The sequence below is a fragment of the Paenibacillus sp. BC26 genome (genome assembly GCF_900116125.1).
GTDB lineage: Bacteria > Bacillota > Bacilli > Paenibacillales > Paenibacillaceae > Paenibacillus_Z > Paenibacillus_Z lignilyticus.
This window is the reverse complement of sequence record NZ_FPAD01000004.1, coordinates 382,009-402,887: the sequence shown is the minus strand read 5'-3', so window position 1 is coordinate 402,887 and position 20,879 is coordinate 382,009. Positions and strand designations below refer to the sequence as shown.

Below are 20,879 nucleotides of genomic sequence, written 5' to 3'. Positions count from 1 at the left end.
GGAGTGAAGGTTTGAAGTGAAACGCATCATGCAATTCATTATCTTAATAAGCGGCTTAGCTGTATTGCTTGCCGCATGTGGCGGCAAGAGCGAAACACCGTTAACGTTCATCGAGAATGTCGGCTCGACTGACTTGAGCGCGGAGAAAAGCGGGGACGACGTAAAGTTTGGCATTACCGAGAAGGAGCTCGTTACCGTATTAGGGAAACCGCAGCGCACGCTCAACAATGGACGAACATTTCTGTTCATGTACGAGGAATACCAGTATACTTCGCTCGAAAATGTCGTCCTGGCGTACTCGCTCGGCCCCAAAGTCGCTACGGCTAAAGGCGTAAAACTGGGCGATACCCAAGAGAGCGCGCAAAAGCTGTACGGAGACAGCTATTATACGCGCGGGAATTCGATCGGCTACATCGATAAACAAAACCGCGTGGCGCTGGAGTTCGAGTTAAAGGACGACCGAATCGCGGCTATCTCGGTGTCGGCACTAGCGATGTATGAGTAAAGGGAAGGACAGCTCGGGATTGTGGAGCTGTCCTTTTTTTGCGTTCATTTCGTTGAAAGCGAGCAAATCCCCACCCATACCTCGAGCTGGACGCTGAGAGTGCAGAAATCGAACTCTCAGCCACAATACTACCCCCAATCCCCACGCGCTGGAAGCTGAGAGTGCTGAAAACGAACTCTCATCGCCAAAACCACCCGAAAAGAAGCTGAGAGTTCCAAAAGCGAACTCTCAGCAACCAAACTAACTCAAATTCCCGCGCGCTGGAAGCTGAGAGTGCTGAAACTGAACTCTCAATAGTCGAAACCACCCCAAAACAGCAGCTGAGAGTTCCAAAACCGGACTCTCAGCTACCAATCTACCCCTAATCATCGCCGCTGGAAGCTGAGAGTGCTGAAAACGAACTCTCATCGTCTAAACCACCACGAAATGGAGCTGAGAGTAGGAAAATCCGACGCTCAGCTCGAAAACCACACCTAAATGAAACTGAGAGTCGGGAAACACGACTCTCAATAGTAAACCAACCCCAAATTAACCCTCTAGAGACGCTGAGAGTAGGGAAATCCGATGCTCAAATCCAAATTCAGACCGAAATAAGTCTGAGAGTCGGAAAACCCGACTCTCAATGTACAACCTAACTAATCCGAACCCGGGGGATGATTTATTGGGGCCGACACCATTCAGCCGGCCACCGAGTGGCTATCCGCGCCACATGTCTAAGGCAGCATCCCGCAAGCCGCCATCGCCATCACCCTCGCGCTACCGCCCTCGGCGATCTCCGCGCCTAGCCGCCCCTCCCCCACGCGCCGCCCCCTCGGCCCAAGCCGCCAAGCGGCCCCATAAAAAAAGCCGCCCCACATAACCGGGGGCGGCCAACTTTCAACATCTAAACCAGGTCCACATAAAGCGGACCATACGTCTCTTCCTTGCCTCCGGCGACGAGCTTCATCTCCAACATGTCGCCGTCCGCCAGCGGACCAACGCCGGCCGGTGTGCCGGTGTAGATGACATCGCCTGCGCCAAGACCCATGTTGGTGCCGATGAAGTCGATCAGCTGCTGTAGCGGGAAGATCATGTCCTGCGGACAGCCGGCTTGCACCGTCTCCTCGTTCTTAAGCAGGCTAAAGGTTAACTGCGTGAAATCCTCCACGCCGGTGAACGGCGTGAACGGACTCAGCACCGCGGAACCGACGAAGCCTTTCGCGAGCAGCCAAGGGTGGCGCTTCTCCTTCAGCTTCGACTGCACATCGCGCGCGGTGAGGTCGATGCCGAGGGCGATGCCGTCCACAAGCTCCTCAGCCTTCATACCCGGGCGGTAGCTTGCACCGATGCGCACGACAACCTCCAGCTCATAATGGATTTCGCCTATGGTGCCCGGCAGTTCAAGCTTGCCCACAGCGGGATGAAGTGCATGTGTGGGCTTGGAGAAGATCATCGGCTCCTCCGGTACATCGTTGCCGAGCTCTTTGGCATGAAGGGCATAATTGCGTCCAACGCAATAAATATTGCGGATTGATTCCATGAATAACTTCCTTTCGCATTAGGGTAATGGTACTGCACAACAGGGTTTTAACGCTATTAACATCATAGCACGATTGCTGCATTTTCAATAAGCTCGGAACTCGTCCAAGCACTCGTTATCCTCATAAGAGAACTCGTCCAAGCACTCGTTACTCTCATTGGGGAACTCGTCTGAGCACTCGTTACCCTCATTATGAAACTCGCCACAGGCGCTCATATCCTTTTGCACTTGGCCGCCACATGCACTCATATCCTGCTGCTCTTGGCCGCCGAAGGCGCTGATATCCCTTTTCACAGGTGTAGTAAAGTTCATTTTTTTAAACACAACCTTGAAAAAGCAAACCTCACTCCTTGATTTCGCGCATTGTTGCAGATGCCTCTGTGCATGATAATAAGCGTATATCAACCCGAGGGGGAATAGAGAACATGGCAAGCAAAACATTGAAAACAACTGCAATCGCGTTGTCGGCAGCAGCTTTGCTGCTTGGCGCAACAGCTTGTGGTAACAAAGCCAACAACACAGCTGATAATACGAATACAGGTACAAATGCCGGTACAAATGCAGGCGGCAACAAAGGTGACGAGAAAGTAACGATCACGTTCCAGAACATCTACCCGGATCCCGAAACGCCTTCCTACAAAATGCTTCACTCCATTGTCGATCAATACCAGAAGGATCACCCGAACGTAACGATCGAGCTGGATACGCTCAACACGGACCAACAGAAGCTGAAGCTTAAAACGCAAGCCGCTTCCAAAGAAGTGCCGGACATCACAATCGTGAATCCATCCGCACAAATGAAGCCTTTCGTAGACGCCGGCCTCTTCGCTCCGCTGAACGACATGCTGGATCAGAACGGCCTGAAAGATACATTCCAAAAAGGTCTTCTCGACTACTATAGCTTCGACAACAACGTATACGCACTGCCTGACGGCAACAACATCGAAGTTGTTTACTACAACAAAGATCTGTTCGCGCAAGCTGGCATCACTGAAGTGCCTACAACGTACGAGCAATTCATCGATGACGTGAAGAAATTGAAAGCAAAAAACATCACGCCAATCGCAATCGGTGAAAAAGACTCCTGGACAGGTTCGTTCTTGTTTATGAACGTATTGCTTCGCACAAACGGCGGCCCTGGCTTCCTGCAAGACGTGCAAGACGGCAAGAAAACATTCAACGATCCTGCATTCGTAGACGCAGTATCCAAAATGCAAGACCTGATCCAAGCAAAAGCATTCAACGAAGGCGCAACTTCCGTTGACTACAACACAGGCGGTAACCTCTTCAAAACAGGTAAAGCGGCTATGATGATCATGGGTACTTGGGAAACTGGCGCAATTGATGCTTCCTCCGTTGGCGGCAAAGTCGGCGCATTCAAATTCCCTACAGTTGGCGGCAAAGGCGATCCAGACCAATTCATGCTAGCTCCGGGTTCCGCATTCGCAATCTCGGCTAACAGCGAACACCTGCAAGCTACTAAAGATTTCTTGAACTACTTCATGCTGAACATGCCTAAGAAACAGTTCGAGCTGAAAAACGCAGTAGGTAGCGGTCAAATCATTGAAGGCGACTTCAAAGCAGCCGGCTACTCCGACCTTGCAATCAGCGTACTTGATCTGTTCAAAGGCGTTAAAGGCGGCGACCTGGCATTCGATAACACAATGAAACCGGCTATCGCACAAGCTCACCTTAGCAGCATCCAAAACATGTTCGTTCAAAAGGTTGACCCTGCGGCAGTAGCTCAGGAGCACCAAGCAGCATTTGACGCGAACAAATAAGAATCACAATAGCTAGTCGTTTGCGGGTGGAGGCATTCTTAGCGGCTTCCACCCGTTTACGACTTTATTCAATCCATTACGATCAGGAGGCAACCCCAGTGAATGTTTTAAAAGTCCCGGCCCGTACTATTGCAGTTTTCGTCCTGCCGTGTCTGCTTCTCTATATCTGCCTCGTGTTCGTTCCGATCGTCGTTTCGGTTTACGACAGCTTGCTGGATTGGGACAGCATCAACAAGGCGAAATTTATCGGGCTCGATAACTTTAAAACGATCCTGACCGAAGATACCAACTTCTGGCCATCCGTTCGCCGCACATTGATGTACTCGGTATTTTCCATGTTGGAAATTCCGATCTGTCTCTTTATCGCAGCACTGATGAATCGTTACGTGCGTAAAGCAAACACGTTGGTTTCGCTATACTTTGTACCTGTAATTCTGTCTGTTGTTATCATTGGTCAGCTTTGGAAAACAATCTATAACCCAACTGAAATGGGCGGTATGCTTAACGGCGTTCTGACCGCGATCGGACTGGAAAGCTGGACGCGCAGCTGGCTCACAGAGCCGAAAGTCGCGATGTACTGTTTGTATTTTGTATCGCTATGGCAATACTTCGGTTACCATTTGCTCATTCAATACACCGGTGTACAGAACATTTCGAGTGAAATTTATGAAGCGGCCAAAATCGACGGCGCGGAAGGCTTCAAATCCGACTGGTACATTACGTATCCGATGGCGATTCCGATCTTCAAAATCTCAATCATTCTTGCGTTTATCGGCTCCTTGCAAGCCTTCGACCTTGTTTGGGTTATGACAGGCGGCGGTCCCGCACATGCAACGGATACCATTTCGATGCATATGTACAACATGTCGTTCCTATCGCTCAAATACGGATACGGAAGTGCACTCGCTACAATCCTTGTAATGATTTGCTTAATCTTTACGGTCGTCATCAATTTCGTCTTCAAAAAAGTCGAAGCGAAATATAGCTAGAAGGGAGAACTACGATCATGGCAAGTATTAAAAAAGGGCTCGTGTATCTGCTTCTCTCGATCCTTGTCGTCACGCAAATTTACCCATTGCTCTGGCTTGTGTTGTACTCGCTCAAAACGAACGAGCAAATTCTCGGCGGACATTTCTTTTCCCTGCCGACCACGCCGCAATGGGGTAACTATAAAGCCGCTTATACTAGCGGTCATTACTTGAAATACTTGAGCAACAGCCTTATCGTGACTTCGATCACGCTGATATGCGTTATCGTGCTAAGCTCCATGGTGGCTTATGCGATCTCGCGCTTCAAATGGAAGTACGGACCGCTCGTTACGCTGATCTTCTTGCTCGGGATGATGATTCCGATGCAAGCAACGCTTCTGCCGCTTATGGTTATTTTCAGCAACTTGGATATTCTGAACACGCGTTTGTCGCTCATCCTGCCGTACATCGCGTTCTCGACGCCGATCGCCGTCTTTATCCTTAGCGGATTCATGCGCGGTATCCCGGCTGAGATCGAAGAGTCGGCCTTTATGGACGGAGCAAGCGTATACCGGATCTTCCGCAGCATCATTTTGCCGATATCGGTTCCGCCGATTATGACAGTTGTTATCCTGACGTTCATCACGATTTGGAACGAGTACATCATGGCTGCGACATTTATCTCTGCGGAGAAGTTGAAAACTCTTCCTTTCGGCATATATAATTTCGTTAGCCAGTACAACGCCAATTTTGGTGCAATCGGTGCATACCTTGTACTTGGCGCCTTGCCGGTCATGCTCGTTTACTTTGTCCTTTCCGAGAAAATCACGAAGGGCATGGTAGCCGGAGCGGTGAAAGGGTAAGGAATGGGTTCATGAGAGGCGGAAAGGCCAGTGTCACGCGGATTTCATTCGATTCAATACCGATTATTCGTGCTGTTCCTGATCAGTATGTCTGCAATCTTACTGATCGTCAGCATTCTGTACTATAACCGAACGACGGTGCAATTTCATGAGAAGGTCAGCGGCTTATCCAAGCAGAACGTTTCGCAGACGGTAGGTTTTTTTGACCTTCTTCTGAAAGGCTATGACAGTCTGTCCAAATCCGTCATCGGCAATAATGATTTGGCTCGCATTTTGAGCAATCCTGTAGTCGACAGCCCTGCTGTCGATTATTTTAATGAGCGGAATATTACGAATATCCTCGGCGCCGCCTTCCTGTCGCAGGAAGATATTATCGGGATTCATGTATTAACGGATAAAGGGAAAGTGTATAACTATGGCAACTACGCCAATGTTGTGGACCCGAACTATACGAAGACCGATTGGTACAAGAAAATCAAAGCCTCTACCGGCAGCATGGTATGGCTCGGCGTGTTTGAACACTCCATTATCGATCAGGTGGAGAACCGCTCCGTGTTTGCTTTTGGCCGGCCGATCTATGATCTGAACAATCATAAGCAGGTAGGCATTGAGCTATTCGAAACAAGTCCGAGGGCGATTATTGCGGCTATGGAAAATTTGAAGCTTGGCGCGCATAGCCAGGTTTTTTTGATGTCTGGTGAGGGGAAAGTCATCTCGACGACCTCCATCACTTGGGATGAACCATGGCTGGCGAGCTTGGAGCGCCCGATTGATGGGATTCCGGTGGTTATGGAGAAAGATGATCAGCTAATCGTATCTTCGAAGCTTCCTTATGCGGATTGGACGGTGCTCAGCGTGACGCCGGATAAGGATCTGAATGTGGAGCTGGCGGAGACGCAGCGGTTTCTGCTTCTGGTTGGCGCTGCGCTCGTGCTCGTTGCGACGCTCATTGCGACGATTTTCTCACGGACGATATCTTCGCCGCTGAAGCGGTTGATCTCCGAGATGAAGCAGGTCGAAATCGGTAATTTTCGCGGCTCGCTGAACGTGACCTCATATCAAGAAATTAATATCTTGGTCGCTTCCTTTAATCAGATGGTGAATCAGATCGCCGAGCTCATTGAACGGGTGAAGATCTCCTCGGTCAGCGAGAAGAATGCGGAGCTGAAGGCGCTGCAATCGCAGGTGAATCCCCATTTTCTCTATAACACGCTCGATATGATCTACTGGATGCTCGATGAGAAAGGCCATGACCGGCTGGGCGAAGTGGTGCTGTCTCTATCGCGGCTGTTCCGTTACAGCAGTTATTGGGATGAGAATGCGGTCAGTTTGCGGGAGGAAATCGAGCAGACCGAGCATTATCTGACGATTATTGTGACACGGCTGGAAGGGCGCCTAACCGTGGATATCGATGTAGGGGAGCCGTGGCTGAACATCCCATTGCCCAAAATGACGCTGCAGCCCATTATCGAAAATGCGGTGAAATACGGCTTGGAGCCGCTGGTTGATCGGTGTGGATCGCTGCGCGTCTACGCGGAAGCGGATGAACGCCAGCTGCGCATTATCGTGCAGGATAACGGTGCAGGGATAGATGAGGCTGCGCTGACAAGGTTAAATGCATCGCTGCTGAATCCGGAGGCGGACGATGAGGCTGAACGCGAAGAGCATGAGGAAGTCCGGCATGAAGGCGGCATCGGTCTTGTGAACCTGCAGCGACGGATCCGCCATATGTATGGAGAAGTGTACGGCGTTGAACTGAGGAGTGTGCTGAACGAAGGGACAACGGCGATTATTACGGTGCCGCTTCTGCCCCCGGCCAAGGAAGGAGGAAATGCCCATGGCAGTTAATATTCTCATCGCGGATGATGAAAACGTCATACGTGAGGGTGTGAAACGGACGATTAAGCGGGCTTTTCCCGACTATTCCATCCATTTGGCGGCTTCGGCAGAGGAAGCGGTAAAGATCATGGACATCCAGCCGATTGATATTGTGCTGACGGATATCCTTATGCCCGGCATCGATGGCTTGGAGTTTATGAAAATGTCGCGCCGCAAGTATCCCCATGCCAAATGGGTCGTCATTTCCGCGCATTCCGAGTTCTCGTACGCCCAGAAGGCGGTTCGACTCGGTGCGCGCGATTACTTGCTTAAGCCAATCGGCAAGACGCGTCTTGTCGAGCTGATGGCGCAGCTGGCGGATGAGGCGAAGCAGGAGTCTGCGATTTCGAAGGAAAGCGAACTGTTGAAGACGAACCTGAAGTATTTGCGGGAAGCGGTCTTTCAGCGGCTGGCGTCAGGGCTCGATATCGGCAATATGGACATCGGCGAGCTCATCGATCGGTACCCGGAATTTCGCTTGATCATGGTGCGCATTGAAGAGGCGGTTAAGAACGTACAGCTGGAGCATTTTATTATCGAAAATGTGCTGTCTGAGCTGATCGATCGGCATGGACAGGGGTTTGTCGTCAACTTCGACCGTCAGAGCTTGCTGGGACTCGTGCAGTTGGAGGATAACCGGACGGAAGGGGATCTGCTGCAGGAGCTGCGCACGCATCTCAGCCATTATCTGAAGGTGCCGTTTCATATTACCTATTCGGATATGATTCGCGAATTTACTCGGATCCCGGATGAGGTGCGTCGTCTGCGGCAGTCGTCGGTGACGACGGCGGGCGATCGCCAAGAGGGCGGGGATAAGGCAATCGAGGTAGCCTTGCAATATTTGAAGGCGCATTATAACGAGGAGCTATCGCTTGAGAAAGTAGCGTCGGTCGTGTTCTTGAACCCGATCTACTTCAGCCAGCTGTTCAAGCAGAAGACGGGGCAGGGGTACAAGGACTATGTCATCAGTCTGCGCATCGAGCAGGCGAGAGAACTGCTGCTGCAGCCTGGCCTCAAGCTGGCCGAAATCGCCGAGCGAATCGGCTACGCGGATGTACGCCACTTCACGCAGGTGTTCCGCAGGAAGATGAACGTAACGCCGACGGAGTACCGCCAGCAGCTTATGGCGGAGCGGTAGCGGGGGCAGGGGCGCGGTAGGCATGGGATTATGCTGAAGCAGGTTTCAAGTAGATCTCCCGGTGGGCTTCAAGTAATAGCTAAGGGCTGAGTGATCGTCGTATGCGATCTCTCAGCCCTTTTTGTTCGTCGTTGTTCCTACTGGGAGTACAGTACCGATGTTGCTTATAAATCAATATTCCGCCGCAAGGGGAGATTGATGAGGAAGGAAGGAGGTTAATGCTCCTCATCGTCGTCCACGGCAACCCCCAGCTGGCGGTTCTTCTCCTTGAAGCGCGAGTTGTGCGAGGAGACGTAGGCCGTCTTGTCGGCGGCCGGGTCGAGATAGGTTTTAACGCTGTTGGTGGCGTTAACGGCATCGGTGAACGTGCCTGCGATCAGATGCACTTTGCTGTCGTGCATGACGAAATCGCCTGCTGCGAAGACGCCGGGCAGATTCGTCTCCATCTTGCTGCTGACATGGGCGTTCCAGTCCCCCATCTCAATGCCCCAATCCCGGATACCGCCAAAGTTGTAACGCAGGCCATGGTTCACGATGACCGCATCCACGCTCAGCTCGTCCACCTCACCCGTTTCCATATGGGAAATCGTTACGCGGTCGATAGCGTTTCCGTTGCTGCTGTGCAGCGCCTGTACGGCGTATGGCGTCCGAACGGATGCGGATGATTGCCTCATCTGCGTCACGTTGCGCTCATGGCCGCCGAATTTATCCCGCCGATGCACGACGGTCAGGCTTGCCGCAATCGGCTCGATCATGTTGGCCCAGTCGACCGCAGAGTCGCCGCCGCCGGAGATGAGCACATGTTTGCCGCGGAACTCCTCCAGCGACTGCACCGTGTAATGCAGGTTCGTCACCTCGAAACGGTCCGCGCCTTCGATCTCAAGCTTAGCCAGCTCCAGGATGCCGTAGCCGATCGCAAGCACGACCGAACGTGTCCGGTGCTGCTCCCCTGAAGCGGCGGTAAGCAGGATCGTATCGTCTGCCTGCCGCTCCATCCCGATAATATGCTGACCGAGCACGACAGTCGGCTCGAAGGTCATCGCTTGCGTCACCAGCTGCTCAATTAAATTGGCGCCAAGCGTAGGCGTGAGACCGCCAACATCCCATATCATTTTCTCCGGATAGATGAGAATACGTCCGCCAAGCTCCTCACGTGCTTCGATCAGCTTCGTCTTCATCTCCCGCATGCCGCTATAGAAAGCGGTGTAGAGGCCGGCCGGGCCGCCTCCGATAATGGTTACATCGAATAATTCCAGTTGGTTGTTCATTATGCGTGCCTACTTTCTTCTACTATAATCAAGTCTGTTTACCGCTGCTCGTAACGTAATGAAGAGTGGTTAACAACTAACAAAGCCCATGAAATCATATCTGATACTGATAATCATTATCATCATAAATATCATACAACGAAAGTAGGAGAAATCATATGAACAAAATGTTAAATCCTGTTGTTCCTCAAATAAATAACAAAAAAGACCTAGCAGAGAGTCCTATGACATCTCTGCTCGGTCTTTGTCTATAACAATTACGCTTGTGGGAAAAACTGCGGCAAATAGTCCTTGTTGGCTTCGAGCATCTCATCCAACAGCTTAATGGCGACTTCCACGCTCGGTACAAGCGGGTGATGAACCATCGCTTGAAGCGCGATATCGCGGCTGCCGGTGACAGCTGCTTCTATTGTAAGCTGCTCGTAGGTTTTAACGGCATGAATTAATCCTTTCACATGCAGAGGCACATTCGTCAGCGGCAGTGGCAGCGGGCCTGTCTTCGTCACGACACAGTTGACTTCGATGGATGCGCTGTCCGGCAGGAAGTCGATCGTTCCGTTGTTAGCGACGTTAAGGGTTTGAATATCGTTCTTGCCGTTATAGAGCGACTTCATGAGATTAACGGCAGCCTCGGAATAGTAAGCGCCGCCGCGCTGCTCGAGCTGCTTCGGTTTCTCGCTCAGCTCAGGATCCGCGTATAACTGGAACAGCTCGTCTTCTACGCGTTTCACTACTGCTGCACGGTTGCCGTCCTTTTTGAAGGATTCTTGCTGTTCGGCCAGCATCTCGTCCGTCATATAGAAATACTTCAGATAATAGGAAGGCAGTGCGCCCAGCGAGCGAAGGAAATCCGGATTCCAGCCCGTTTGGGGGACGTTCTTGCCGCTGAAGCCTTCCGTATTGTTCAGCAGCTCGGGAAGCTTATCTTCGCCGTTAACGTCTACGCGGGTGACCCAGTGCAGGTGGTTTAAGCCGACGAACTCGGTGTAAATGTGCTCAGGCGCCGTGTCGTATGCGGTAGTCAGCCATTTGGTCAGGCCGATCGGTGCATTGCATAGGCCGACGCTGCGTACGTTGGAATGGGTGTGGATGGCTTCCGTTACGATACCCGCAGGGTTCGTGAAGTTGAGCAGCCACGCTTGAGGTGCCAGTTCCTCGATGTCTCGGCAGATGTCCAACAATACGGGAATTGTCCGCAATGCTTTCATCATGCCGCCCGGGCCGGTCGTTTCCTGCCCAATTACGCCGTATTTCAGCGGAATGGACTCATCTCTGCCGCGCGCCTCGAGCATGCCGACGCGCATCTGCGTGCTGATGAAATCAGCCCCTTTGATCGCCGTGCGGCGGTCTGTCGTCAGATGGACCTCGATCGGAAGGCCGGAGCGCTCCACCATACGTTTGGCTAAATTGCCGACAATGTTTAGCTTATGAAGCCCTGCCTCAATATCGACGAGCCACAGCTCGCGTACCGGAAGCTCCTGATGAAACCGAATAAACCCTTCAACCAGCTCAGGGGTATACGAAGAACCGCCCCCAATAACAACAACTTTCAATCCGTCTGCCATTCCGGTCACATCCTATTCCAAATAATAAGTTATGATGCTTTATCGTTTGATATCATCGAATTCGCCAAGCGCGCGCATACGGTCATAAACATCCTGTTCAATCGTTAAGCCATCTGCTTCCATGGCAGACCATACAGCGCCGAAGACCGGATCGACTGTCAACGTAACGAGCGTAGCCGACGGTGCCGCGGCCGATACAAGCTCTTCAAGTGGCCCGCGAATCCAGCCGCCGCGGTCCCCGCGGGTCAGCAGACTGCCTGCGAGCACCACATCGAAGGTCTCGCCTGTCATCCCAAGACGGCGAGCAACGGCGACTACCGACTTGCCCAGCTCCGTCCCTTGATGGTGAAGGATAGCAATCGCTGCTTCATCCCCAAGCGCCGCTGCTTCGAATAGCAGCTTCGTGACATCAATCGGCACTTTCTTATCATGATCGAGGAAATCGTGAAACATCGTCTCTACATCGGGATATCCCAGGAATCGAAGCACCAAATCAGTGAGCAGCGTTGGTTTCTCTCGACCGTCCCAGGCACGGATAACGGTACGAAACGCCTCGATGTTCAAGGAGCCGCCTCCACCGAAGTCGCCATGCATGTATTCGAAGCCGCCGCATTGGAGATGGACGCCTTCCCTGTTGCGGCCGGCGCAGTTGGTGCCGGTGCCGCAAATGACCGAAATCCCATAGGCACGATCTGTTCCCGCGCGAAGGCCGATCATCGTATCGCAATTGATCGAATAGCGAGGCAGGCCGATCGCGCTCACAATCGGATGCAGGATGCGATAATCCGCTTCCCGGTCAGCGCCTGCAAGACCGAAATAAGCATGCTGTATATCCTCGCGGTTGAGTCCGGCTTGCGTTAGTGCCGCGGATACGGCTTCCGCCAAATGGAGAGCGGCACCTTCGGCATCAAGCTGATGATTGCCGTTCCCGCTTTGACCTTTGCCAAGCACATTGCCGTGTTCGTCGGTGAGCAAGGCGTGCGTTTTGGTGCCGCCGCCGTCGATGCCCAAATAATAAGCCATTAGTGCCACTCCTGTCTGAATAGGCTTTCCATAGTAACGTTTGAAATCAAATAAGTATGATCCGGTTAGCCGTGCTTCTTGACGGCTCCGGTGGATTGGCGAAGCACGAGCTCAGGGTCGATCCGCTGATTGGCTGCGCGCTTCATCGATCCGTCGATTCGCTTGAGCAGCACTTCAGTAGCGGCTGCTCCGATACGGTCAGCCGGCTGCCGTATCGTCGTCAAGAGGGGGCGCAGCAGCGAGGCGACCTGTTGATCGTCATAGCCGATAACGGATACTTCATCCGGAACGCGGATACCGGCCTCCATAAAGGCATTGATGACTCCGATGGCGATATAATCATCGCCGGCGAAGACGGCGCCCGGAAGCTGCCGCTCTTCAATCCACCGCCTAGCCGTTTGATAGCCGAACTCAGCCGAGTACTCACCGGAAACCAGCTCGAACGGCTGGAGGCCGGCTTCTTGGAGCGCTTCCATGAAGCCGTTGCGACGTTCACTGGTACTTCTGAACATTTCGCTGCCGCTGAGATGCGCAATGGATGTATGTCCAAGCCCAATCAGATGTTTGGCCGCGGTGTAACCGCCCTTGTAATTGTTCACTGTAATCGAGTAGGTATCGTTCTCCGGCTTCTGGTTATCGATAAGGACGTAAGGAATATTCCGTCGTTTCATTTCAATAATATAATGGTCTTCTTCAATCGGTGAGAGCAGAATGATGCCGTCCACGCGATCCTCTTGAATCAGGTAGTGACTCTCCTCCTGACTGATGCTCTTCGTCACGGCGACAGCGAGGAAGTAGCCCTGCTCAGCCAGAATGCCGTTAATCTCATTCACGATTTCATCGAAGAATGAATCCTGCATGGTGGTCATGATGAGACCGATGATGCCGGTCTTGCCTCGGGCGAGGCTGCGAGCTGCCGCACTTGGGCGGTAATCGAGCTCCTTCATCACCTCAAGCACCTTCTGTCTGTTCTTCTCACGCACAGATCCTGCGCCGTTAAGCACGCGGGATACCGTGACAACCGAGAGGCCCGACTTCTTGGCGACATCGAAAATACTTACCTTCATGCGCATGCATTCTCCTTCGGCGAGAAAAGTTAAAGCGGTTATACTTTTATCCAAAAAAATATAGGATCAAAACCCAATATAAACTATTTTATTCGGATCAAAAGTTAAAGTGCTTTAACTTTCGTTTCTTTTCTTATTGTAGAGGAGACACATTGATTTTTCAAGCTTAATTTCCGCTTCGTTCTTGTACAAGCCTTCGCAAAAAGCATATAATAAATCCAAAATTAGCCTCGGGGAGTGTTTGACGTGAGTGTCAGCTACAAGAACTGTCAAAGCTGCGGCATGCCTATAGCTAAAGGCGATAAAAACGGCACGGAAGCCGGCGGAGCGAAGAGCTTCAAGTATTGCATCCACTGTTACGCAGATGGCAAATTCACTTTGCCTGATCTAACGGCAGAAGGCATGAAGGCACATGTGAAGGGCAAGCTCGCCGACATGGGTTTTCCGAAGTTTACGACAGGGTTCTTCACGCGCGGCATTCATAAGCTGGAGCGCTGGAAGAGCTGACGAGCGCAAGCGGCTGTGGCAGAGGAAGAGACGGACCTCGGGTCTTGTCTCTTTTTTGTTGGATTCACGACTGTTTTTGCAACTGATTCGTATGAAGTGGTATGGTGTAAAGAAGCACTAGTAGGAGGAAGAACATGGCGAACGATTTGAGAAAAAATAAACATATTGCCAATATATCGCTGGGTGTCATGGCGACGGGTTTCGCAGCTACGCTGCCTTTCGGCGGCGCGGGGCTCAGCTTGCTGCATGTCGGCTTCGAGGCCGGCGTCATCGGGGGGCTCGCGGATTGGTTTGCGGTGACGGCGCTGTTTCGCCATCCGCTGCGCATTCCGATTCCGCATACGGCTCTGTTACCTCGCAATCGCAAGAAAATGTCGGATGGCATCGTGCGCGTGCTGGAAGATCGGCTGCTGGCCAAAGAGAGCATGATCGAGAAGCTGCAGCAGATCGAGCTTGCGAAGCAGCTGCTGCCGGCCCTTCGGCAGGCGGCTCATTCGGCTGTACACAGCGAGCGCCTACCGCATCTGCTCGAGGGAGCGCTGCGCGCGATCGAGCTGGAGAAGCTCGTCCCTGTTCTCTCGGGGGAAATTCGCTCCGCGGTGGAGCGAATCGATCTGGAAGCAGCGCTACGCGGCTTCCTGCGAAACGCGGTGGAGAATGGCGTAGACGAGCGCTTGCTTGATCTGCTGCTGGAGCGCGCGGAAGAGTGGGCGAGCACGGAAGGGATGCGCCGCGAGCTGGGCAATGCGGCGATGCAGCTCGTGAAAGGGCTCAATCTGGGCGGACTGATGCAATTTGCGGTCAACGCGTTCATCGGTTATCTGGATGAGGATCGACTGGGTACGATGCTGCAATCCTTTATTTTGACGAAGATCCATGAGCTCAAGGTACAAGGCACCGACCGGCGCGCCGTTATAATGAAGCATCTGCATCAAGGGCTGGAGATGTTGATCTCGCGGTTGGCCGAAACCGGACAGCTCGATGCGCTGCGCGACGAGCTGCTCGCTTCCTTTGATCTGGATGGCGAGATGACGCGGTTGTTCGAATCTCTGCGCGAGAAAGGCATCGCATTCCTTCACTCGGAGGATTTTGCAGCCAAGGTCTGGCCGATGCTGGAGAGCCTGCTCGATCGCTTGGAGGAGAACCAAGGTTTGGTCCAGGATGCCGAGCAATGGCTGAAAGGGCAAATCGCCGGACTCATTGAACGCAATCACACGAAGATCGGCTCGTTCGTGAAGGAGAATCTCGATCGACTCGACAATGATCAGCTCGTGGAGTTAATTGAAGACAAAGTGGGGCAGGACTTGCAATGGATTCGGGTCAATGGCGCCGTTTGCGGCTTCCTGATCGGGCTGCTGCTGCGGTTAATTGAAATGGGCTTCGGTTATAACTAGCGGGAAGCAGCGGGCAGTCCGTTCTATTTCGCCTTATTTGCGAGAAACGGCAAATTAGTGAGGTAGAGGGAGACTGCTTGCGATCGACTCCATTGTAAGCGTTATATTCGCGCCAGTTGGCTGGAAATGAGAACGAAACCGTTTGCGGCATTCCTTTACAAAAGACATGCGCAGGCGTAACATACGATTCATGCTTAATCTTCTGCTATAGCGCTGAATTTCTGAACAGAAATCGGGGGAACCACTCATCTGGGGTGAATCTTGAAGAACAGACCGTTTGGTCGATGCTTTAAGTAGGGCGACTCTCACGCCCGAATCCGTCAGCTAACCTCGAAAGCGTATAAGAGAGGCAACGATTGTTCGTGCAATAGACACTTTGATGATAACTTGTGCCTAGAAGCCGCGAGAGGCGTTCCTCTGTGTTAAAGAGGCAATTCCCTGCAGGCTTCTTTTTTGTGCTGTTTATTAGGTAAGGATGGACACAAAGAAGAATAAGTTTGCGAAGATTATGTAAGTTTAAAGATGTAGAAAGGAAGGCGAAGTTGTCATGGCTGGTTACCGCCGCAAAACCCCTGAAGAAATGCTCTTATCCATCTCCAAAATTCATCGCGGCCGTCTTAAAATTTATGTTGGTGCTGTGAGCGGCTCAGGTAAAACCTATCATATGCTGCGTGAAGGGCAAGCGCTTAAGCAGCAAGGCATTGAGGTTGTCATCTGCGCAGTATCGACGATGCGCCGGCCTGAAACGGTGGAGCAGCTTGCTGATTTGGAACGGATCCCGAGCATTCATTGGTATAAGGGGGACGTGGAGAAGAAGGATCTTAATTTGGATGCCATTCTGGAACGGAATCCGGAGGTGCTGCTCGTTGACGGACTCGCGCACGAGAATCGTCCGGAAGCGAAATTTCCGACGCGTCTGGAGGACATCCAGTTTCTTCTGAGTCACGGTATCAGTATCATTACAACCGTGAATGTATACGAACTCGAAGGGGTAACCGAGCTTGCGCAGAAATTGACAGGCATCACAGCGGAATGTACGGTGTCAGCGGATCTGCTTGAATTGGCGGACGAGGTGCGGTTAATCGATGCTTCGCCGGAAACGATTCTGTCACGCCTGAATGAAGGGCGTCTAAACAATATTAAAGATCCCGGGCTGCTCAAGCGCGGGAACCTTGGCAAGCTCAGAGAGATTGCCCTGCGGCTGATGGCCGAGGGCGTGAACGAGTCTCTGGAGAAATACCGCGAGGAGCAGGGCTTCATCGGGCCGTCCGGCGCTACGGAACGCATCTTGGTAGCGGCCCAGTATCACTGGAACGGTTCCATCTATATCCGGCGCGGGCAGCAAATTGCGAAGCGTCTTAGCGGCGACCTGGAGGTTGTCGTCTTCCTGGATTCGAGCCAGGAGCCTACGAAGGAAAGAGAAGATTTCAAACGTTCCATTCTGAAGCTGACCGAGAAGGTGGATGCCGGCTTTAGAGAGATTTTGGTCAATAATAGAAGACAAATCCCGCGCGCGCTCATTAAATACGCGATGCTGATTAATGCGACCCGCATCGTTATGGGGCATTCCAAGCAGACGCGCGCACAGGAGATTGCCCAGGGCTCTATCGCGGGCAGCGTGCTGAAACAGATGCGCAACATTGACGTTTTCTTCATGGCGGACAGAGCCGAGCATGAGGGAGAGCGGGTATTGCCAACGAAACGGGCGACGCCGAAGATGACCGCCGAGCCGTACCGGAGGCTGAGTGCGCAAGAGGTAGAGAAGAAGATCGAGCGGATTCGCCGCGGTAAATTCAAGGTTTATGTCGGCGCGGCGCCGGGAGCGGGCAAGTCTTATATGATGCTTCGCGAGGGCAACGATTTGCTTCGCAAAGAAATCGATGTGGTGGTTGGCCTTATGGAGACGCATGACCGTGCGGAAACGCAGGATCAGGCCGGCCGTCTTGAAGTGGTGCCTCGTCTGACCATTGACGGCGATGGCCAGGTTTACTCGGAGATGGACGTGGACGCGATTATTGCGCGCAATCCCGAAGTTGTGCTCATCGATGAGCTGGCCCACACCAATGCGCCGAGCTGCCGGAACAAGCGGCGGTACGAGGACGTGCAGGAGATTTTGAATGCCGGCATATCGGTCATTGCGACAATGAACGTCCACCATCTGGAAAGCCTGAAGGATGCGGTGGAGCAGATTACGGGGACGGCCGTGAAGGAGACGGTTCCGGACATGATGCTGCGCCTCGCCGATGAGGTTGAGTTGATCGATGTGGCGCCTGACACACTGCAGCAGCGGATGCGGGAAGGTCATATCTATAAAATGTGCGACGTTGAGGACGCGCTCTGCGGCTTCTTCAAGACAGGTAATCTGATTGCGCTGCGCGAGCTTGCTCTGCGGGAGATCGCTGACGACGTCGATGAACGTCTGGAATCGTGGGAACGCAACGGCTCGCTGCGCGGCCCGTGGCGCCGTCATGAATCCATCTTCGTTGCGGTAACGGTGAACAAGAAAGCGGAGCGGCTCATTCGCCGCGGCTTCCGGATTGCGCATCGGCTCAAAGCGGATTGGCATGTTCATTACGTGCAAACGGATGCGGTGCCGGGCGAAGAGGAGCGGATTGAAGAGCTTCAGGAGCTGACGGCGCGCCTAGGCGGAACGTTCGAGGTCGAGCGCAACGTCTCGCGTAATGATGTCCCTGCCGCTTTGCTGGCAAAGGCGAATGTGCTGAAAAGCACGCAAATGGTACTCGGTCAGTCCGGTCAGGGCTTCTGGAGCAAGCTGCGCAATAAATGCGTGGTCGACACCATTTTGCGTGAAGGAAGGCACATGGATGTGCTTGTTGTAGCGGATTTTAATCCAAACATCGAAATCGGAGAAGAATAGATTCAGGGGTTTGGGTAAACATTTATTCATGACCGTGGATATCCATTTAATATGGTAATATGTGAGATTACCTAACAATTTAAAAATTTAAATTGAAACCACCCTCTTTTCTTGATAGAATCTTTAGTGTATTAAAGATAACTGGTAGGGGGAAGCAGAATGAAAAAGTGGTATATTATAGCTATTCTTACATTAGTGACAGCAGTAATTCTCTCTGGTTGTGGCGCGAAGACCAACAATAACACAAACACAGGCAGCGAAGCAGGCAACAGCAGTGAAGATACAACGTACAAATTTGCAACAGATGCAGCTTATGCTCCAATGGAATATATGGACAAAGACAAAATCACGGGCTTCGATATCGAGTTCCTTGAGGCTGTTATGGCTGAAGCCGGCGTGAAGTATGAAGTGGACAACACGGGCTGGGACGGCATGCTGGAAGGCGTGAAGCAAGGCACGGAATATCACGCGGGTGTCTCCAGTATTTCGATTACCGATGACCGCAAACAAACGTACGACTACTCGATGCCGTATTTTGAATCCATCAACGTGATCATGGTGAAGGAAGGCAGCGACATTAAGAGCGCCCTTGACCTGAAAGACAAGAAAGTTGCGGTTCAAAGCGGTACGACAGCGGATACGCTTATGACGAAGATCATGGGTAACAGCAACACGGATTTGAAGAAGTTCGACAGCAATGCAGTAGCTTTGCTTGAGCTTGATCAAGGCGGCGCAGATGCGGTTGTTGCCGATATCGCGATCGTTCGTGATTACATCAAGAATAACCCGGACAAGAAATACGTTGAAATTTCGGATACAACAAACTTTACGCCGGAGTATTACGGCATTCTGTATCCGAAAGGCAGCGATTTGAAAGCGAAGCTGGATCCGGCGATCAAAACGATCATCGAAAACGGCAAATATGCAGAAGTGTATAAAAAATGGTTCGGCGAAGAGCCGAATACGGCTAATCTGCTAAACGCGAAGTAATAGGGACGCGAAGGGCATGCGTTATTGGCGCATGTCCTTTGTTCTTGTCAGCAGTAAAGGTAATCGTATTCGCTGTAGCTTAGGCTAATCATCGGTGTAGAGAAGACGAAAGGGCGAATTAGGATGGATTTTAGATTTGATATTATTTGGGATTACGCGCCGCTTCTATTGAAGGGGACGATGTACACAATCTTAATTTCTTTATCGGGTATTCTGCTTGGTTCAATTCTGGGTTTGATCGTTAGCTTCGGCAAAATGTCGAGTCGCTGGTTCTTGCGGTGGCCGATGCAGTCTTACATCAACTTTTTCCGCGGAACTCCGTTGCTCGTGCAGATTTATATCGTGCACTTCGGTCTTATTCCGCTCGTTTACGGTAAAACGAATGCGATTATCGCCGCGATTACCGCCTTATCCTTGAACGCAGCAGCCTACACGGCTGAAATATACAGGGCTGGTATTCAGTCCATCGACAAAGGTCAGACAGAAGCGGCCAAGTCGCTTGGGATGACCCATGCGCAAACGATGCGTTTCATCGTGCTTCCGCAGGCGATCAAACGAATGATTCCGGCTTTCGGCAATGAATTTATCGTCCTCGTGAAGGACTCCTCACTGGTTGCGCTTATTACGGCGCCTGAGATTATGTATTGGAGCAACGTCATGAAAGGGCAGTACATCCGTGTATGGGAGCCGTACCTGACTGCCGCATTCATCTACTTCATTCTTACTTACTCATTAAGCAAGCTGCTCAATGCATTGGAAAGGAAAGTGTAATGCACATGAGTCCAATCATTCAAGTTACCGGGTTGTCTAAGGCGTTCGGCTCGAACGTCGTGCTCAAAGATATTAATGTCGACATCAACAGCCAAGAGGTTGTCGTTGTCATTGGCCCTTCCGGATCAGGCAAATCGACGTTTCTGCGTTGCCTTAACCTGTTGGAAGAGCCGACAGGCGGCAACATTGTAATCGAAGGCCAATCGCTTATGGACAAGAATACGAGCATTACAAGTATTCGTACCGAGGTTGGCATGGTGTTTCAACAGTTCAATCTGTTCCCGCATCTGAAGGTGCTGGATAATATTACGCTGGGCCCCGTTCAAATTCGCAAATGGCCGGCTCAGAAAGCACGCGCCAAGGCGATGGAGCTTCTCGAGAAGGTAGGCTTGGCCGACAAAGCAAACGCATATCCGGCTTCGCTCTCCGGCGGTCAATCCCAGCGCGTCGCGATTGCGCGCGCACTCGCGATGGAGCCGAAGATCATGCTCTTCGACGAGCCGACATCGGCGCTCGACCCGGAGATGGTCGGCGAGGTGCTTGCCGTCATGAAGCAGCTGGCGAAAGAAGGCATGACGATGGTCGTCGTCACGCATGAGATGGGTTTCGCCCGCGAAGTAGGCGACCGCGTCATCTTCATGGAGCAAGGCTACATCGTCGAGCAGGGCACGCCGGCGCAGATCTTCGAACGTCCGCAGCAGGAACGGACGAAGGCGTTCTTGTCGAAGGTGCTGTAAGAGACGGAAGAATGAGTGGCTGTAGTA

The 20,879-nt window shown here is 52.1% G+C and carries 17 protein-coding genes and 1 riboswitch; of the genes, 12 read left to right on the top strand and 5 right to left on the bottom strand.

Features of this window, described 5'->3' with window-relative positions:
* The first annotated feature begins 16 nt into the window (after nucleotides 1–16).
* A complete protein-coding gene (locus BM412_RS25330; RefSeq protein ID WP_091224445.1) occupies nucleotides 17–505 on the top strand; it encodes a hypothetical protein in 489 nt (162 codons plus the stop codon).
* 883 nt (nucleotides 506–1,388) lie between these two features.
* On the opposite strand, the gene BM412_RS25325 is transcribed toward BM412_RS25330, so the two are convergent.
* Nucleotides 1,389–2,024 (bottom strand): fumarylacetoacetate hydrolase family protein, encoded by a 636-nt coding sequence (locus BM412_RS25325; RefSeq protein ID WP_091224443.1) that lies wholly within the window; start codon nucleotides 2,022–2,024, stop codon nucleotides 1,389–1,391.
* 425 nt (nucleotides 2,025–2,449) lie between these two features.
* Between BM412_RS25325 and BM412_RS25315 the strand changes: the two genes are divergently transcribed.
* From BM412_RS25315 to BM412_RS25295, 5 genes are all read left to right on the top strand, one after another.
* Nucleotides 2,450–3,805 (top strand): extracellular solute-binding protein, encoded by a 1,356-nt coding sequence (locus BM412_RS25315; RefSeq protein ID WP_091224439.1) that lies wholly within the window; start codon nucleotides 2,450–2,452, stop codon nucleotides 3,803–3,805.
* A 98-nt stretch (nucleotides 3,806–3,903) separates the two neighbouring features.
* On the top strand, nucleotides 3,904–4,794 hold the full coding sequence (locus BM412_RS25310; protein ID WP_091224437.1) for a carbohydrate ABC transporter permease: 891 nt from the start codon (nucleotides 3,904–3,906) through the stop codon (nucleotides 4,792–4,794).
* 17 nt (nucleotides 4,795–4,811) lie between these two features.
* Complete coding sequence (locus BM412_RS25305) at nucleotides 4,812–5,636, top strand: carbohydrate ABC transporter permease (RefSeq protein WP_091224435.1); 825 nt, start codon at nucleotides 4,812–4,814, stop codon at nucleotides 5,634–5,636.
* Nucleotides 5,637–5,666: 30 nt separating this feature from the next.
* Nucleotides 5,667–7,484 carry a sensor histidine kinase gene (locus BM412_RS25300; RefSeq protein ID WP_091224433.1) on the top strand — a complete coding sequence of 606 codons (1,818 nt, stop codon included), beginning with the start codon at nucleotides 5,667–5,669 and terminating at the stop codon, nucleotides 7,482–7,484.
* Nucleotides 7,474–8,652 (top strand): response regulator, encoded by a 1,179-nt coding sequence (locus tag BM412_RS25295; protein WP_091224431.1) that lies wholly within the window; start codon nucleotides 7,474–7,476, stop codon nucleotides 8,650–8,652. Before BM412_RS25300 ends, BM412_RS25295 begins: the two co-directional genes overlap by 11 nt.
* A 215-nt stretch (nucleotides 8,653–8,867) precedes the next feature.
* Here BM412_RS25295 and BM412_RS25290 read toward each other — a convergent pair whose 3' ends face one another.
* The 4 genes from BM412_RS25290 to BM412_RS25275 form a co-directional block, all read right to left on the bottom strand.
* Nucleotides 8,868–9,920, bottom strand: coding sequence for an NAD(P)/FAD-dependent oxidoreductase (locus BM412_RS25290; RefSeq protein WP_091224430.1), 1,053 nt, complete (start codon nucleotides 9,918–9,920; stop codon nucleotides 8,868–8,870).
* 257 nt (nucleotides 9,921–10,177) lie between these two features.
* The gene (locus BM412_RS25285) at nucleotides 10,178–11,485 is read right to left on the bottom strand and encodes a 6-phospho-beta-glucosidase (RefSeq protein ID WP_091224428.1); all 1,308 of its coding nucleotides are present in this window, start codon (nucleotides 11,483–11,485) and stop codon (nucleotides 10,178–10,180) included.
* Between the two features lie 39 nt (nucleotides 11,486–11,524).
* Nucleotides 11,525–12,508, bottom strand: a complete 984-nt coding sequence (locus BM412_RS25280) for an N-acetylglucosamine kinase (RefSeq protein WP_091224426.1) — start codon at nucleotides 12,506–12,508, stop codon at nucleotides 11,525–11,527.
* 65 nt (nucleotides 12,509–12,573) lie between these two features.
* A complete protein-coding gene (locus BM412_RS25275) occupies nucleotides 12,574–13,575 on the bottom strand; it encodes a LacI family DNA-binding transcriptional regulator (protein ID WP_091224424.1) in 1,002 nt (333 codons plus the stop codon).
* A 246-nt stretch (nucleotides 13,576–13,821) separates the two neighbouring features.
* On the opposite strand from BM412_RS25275, the gene BM412_RS25270 reads away from it, so the two are divergent.
* From BM412_RS25270 to BM412_RS25245, 6 genes are all read left to right on the top strand, one after another.
* Nucleotides 13,822–14,082, top strand: coding sequence for a zinc ribbon domain-containing protein (locus BM412_RS25270; RefSeq protein WP_256256584.1), 261 nt, complete (start codon nucleotides 13,822–13,824; stop codon nucleotides 14,080–14,082).
* A gap of 134 nt (nucleotides 14,083–14,216) precedes the next feature.
* Complete coding sequence (locus tag BM412_RS25265; protein ID WP_091224422.1) at nucleotides 14,217–15,476, top strand: DUF445 domain-containing protein; 1,260 nt, start codon at nucleotides 14,217–14,219, stop codon at nucleotides 15,474–15,476.
* Between the two features lie 201 nt (nucleotides 15,477–15,677).
* Nucleotides 15,678–15,830, top strand: a riboswitch (cyclic di-AMP (ydaO/yuaA leader).
* Nucleotides 15,831–16,023: 193 nt separating this feature from the next.
* A complete protein-coding gene (locus tag BM412_RS25260) occupies nucleotides 16,024–18,354 on the top strand; it encodes a histidine kinase (RefSeq protein WP_091224420.1) in 2,331 nt (776 codons plus the stop codon).
* A 159-nt stretch (nucleotides 18,355–18,513) separates the two neighbouring features.
* The gene (locus tag BM412_RS25255; RefSeq protein WP_091224418.1) at nucleotides 18,514–19,344 is read left to right on the top strand and encodes a basic amino acid ABC transporter substrate-binding protein; all 831 of its coding nucleotides are present in this window, start codon (nucleotides 18,514–18,516) and stop codon (nucleotides 19,342–19,344) included.
* A gap of 123 nt (nucleotides 19,345–19,467) precedes the next feature.
* Nucleotides 19,468–20,115 (top strand): amino acid ABC transporter permease, encoded by a 648-nt coding sequence (locus BM412_RS25250; protein WP_091224416.1) that lies wholly within the window; start codon nucleotides 19,468–19,470, stop codon nucleotides 20,113–20,115.
* 14 nt (nucleotides 20,116–20,129) lie between these two features.
* Nucleotides 20,130–20,852 (top strand): amino acid ABC transporter ATP-binding protein, encoded by a 723-nt coding sequence (locus tag BM412_RS25245; RefSeq protein ID WP_091224639.1) that lies wholly within the window; start codon nucleotides 20,130–20,132, stop codon nucleotides 20,850–20,852.
* The last annotated feature ends 27 nt before the right edge of the window (nucleotides 20,853–20,879 follow it).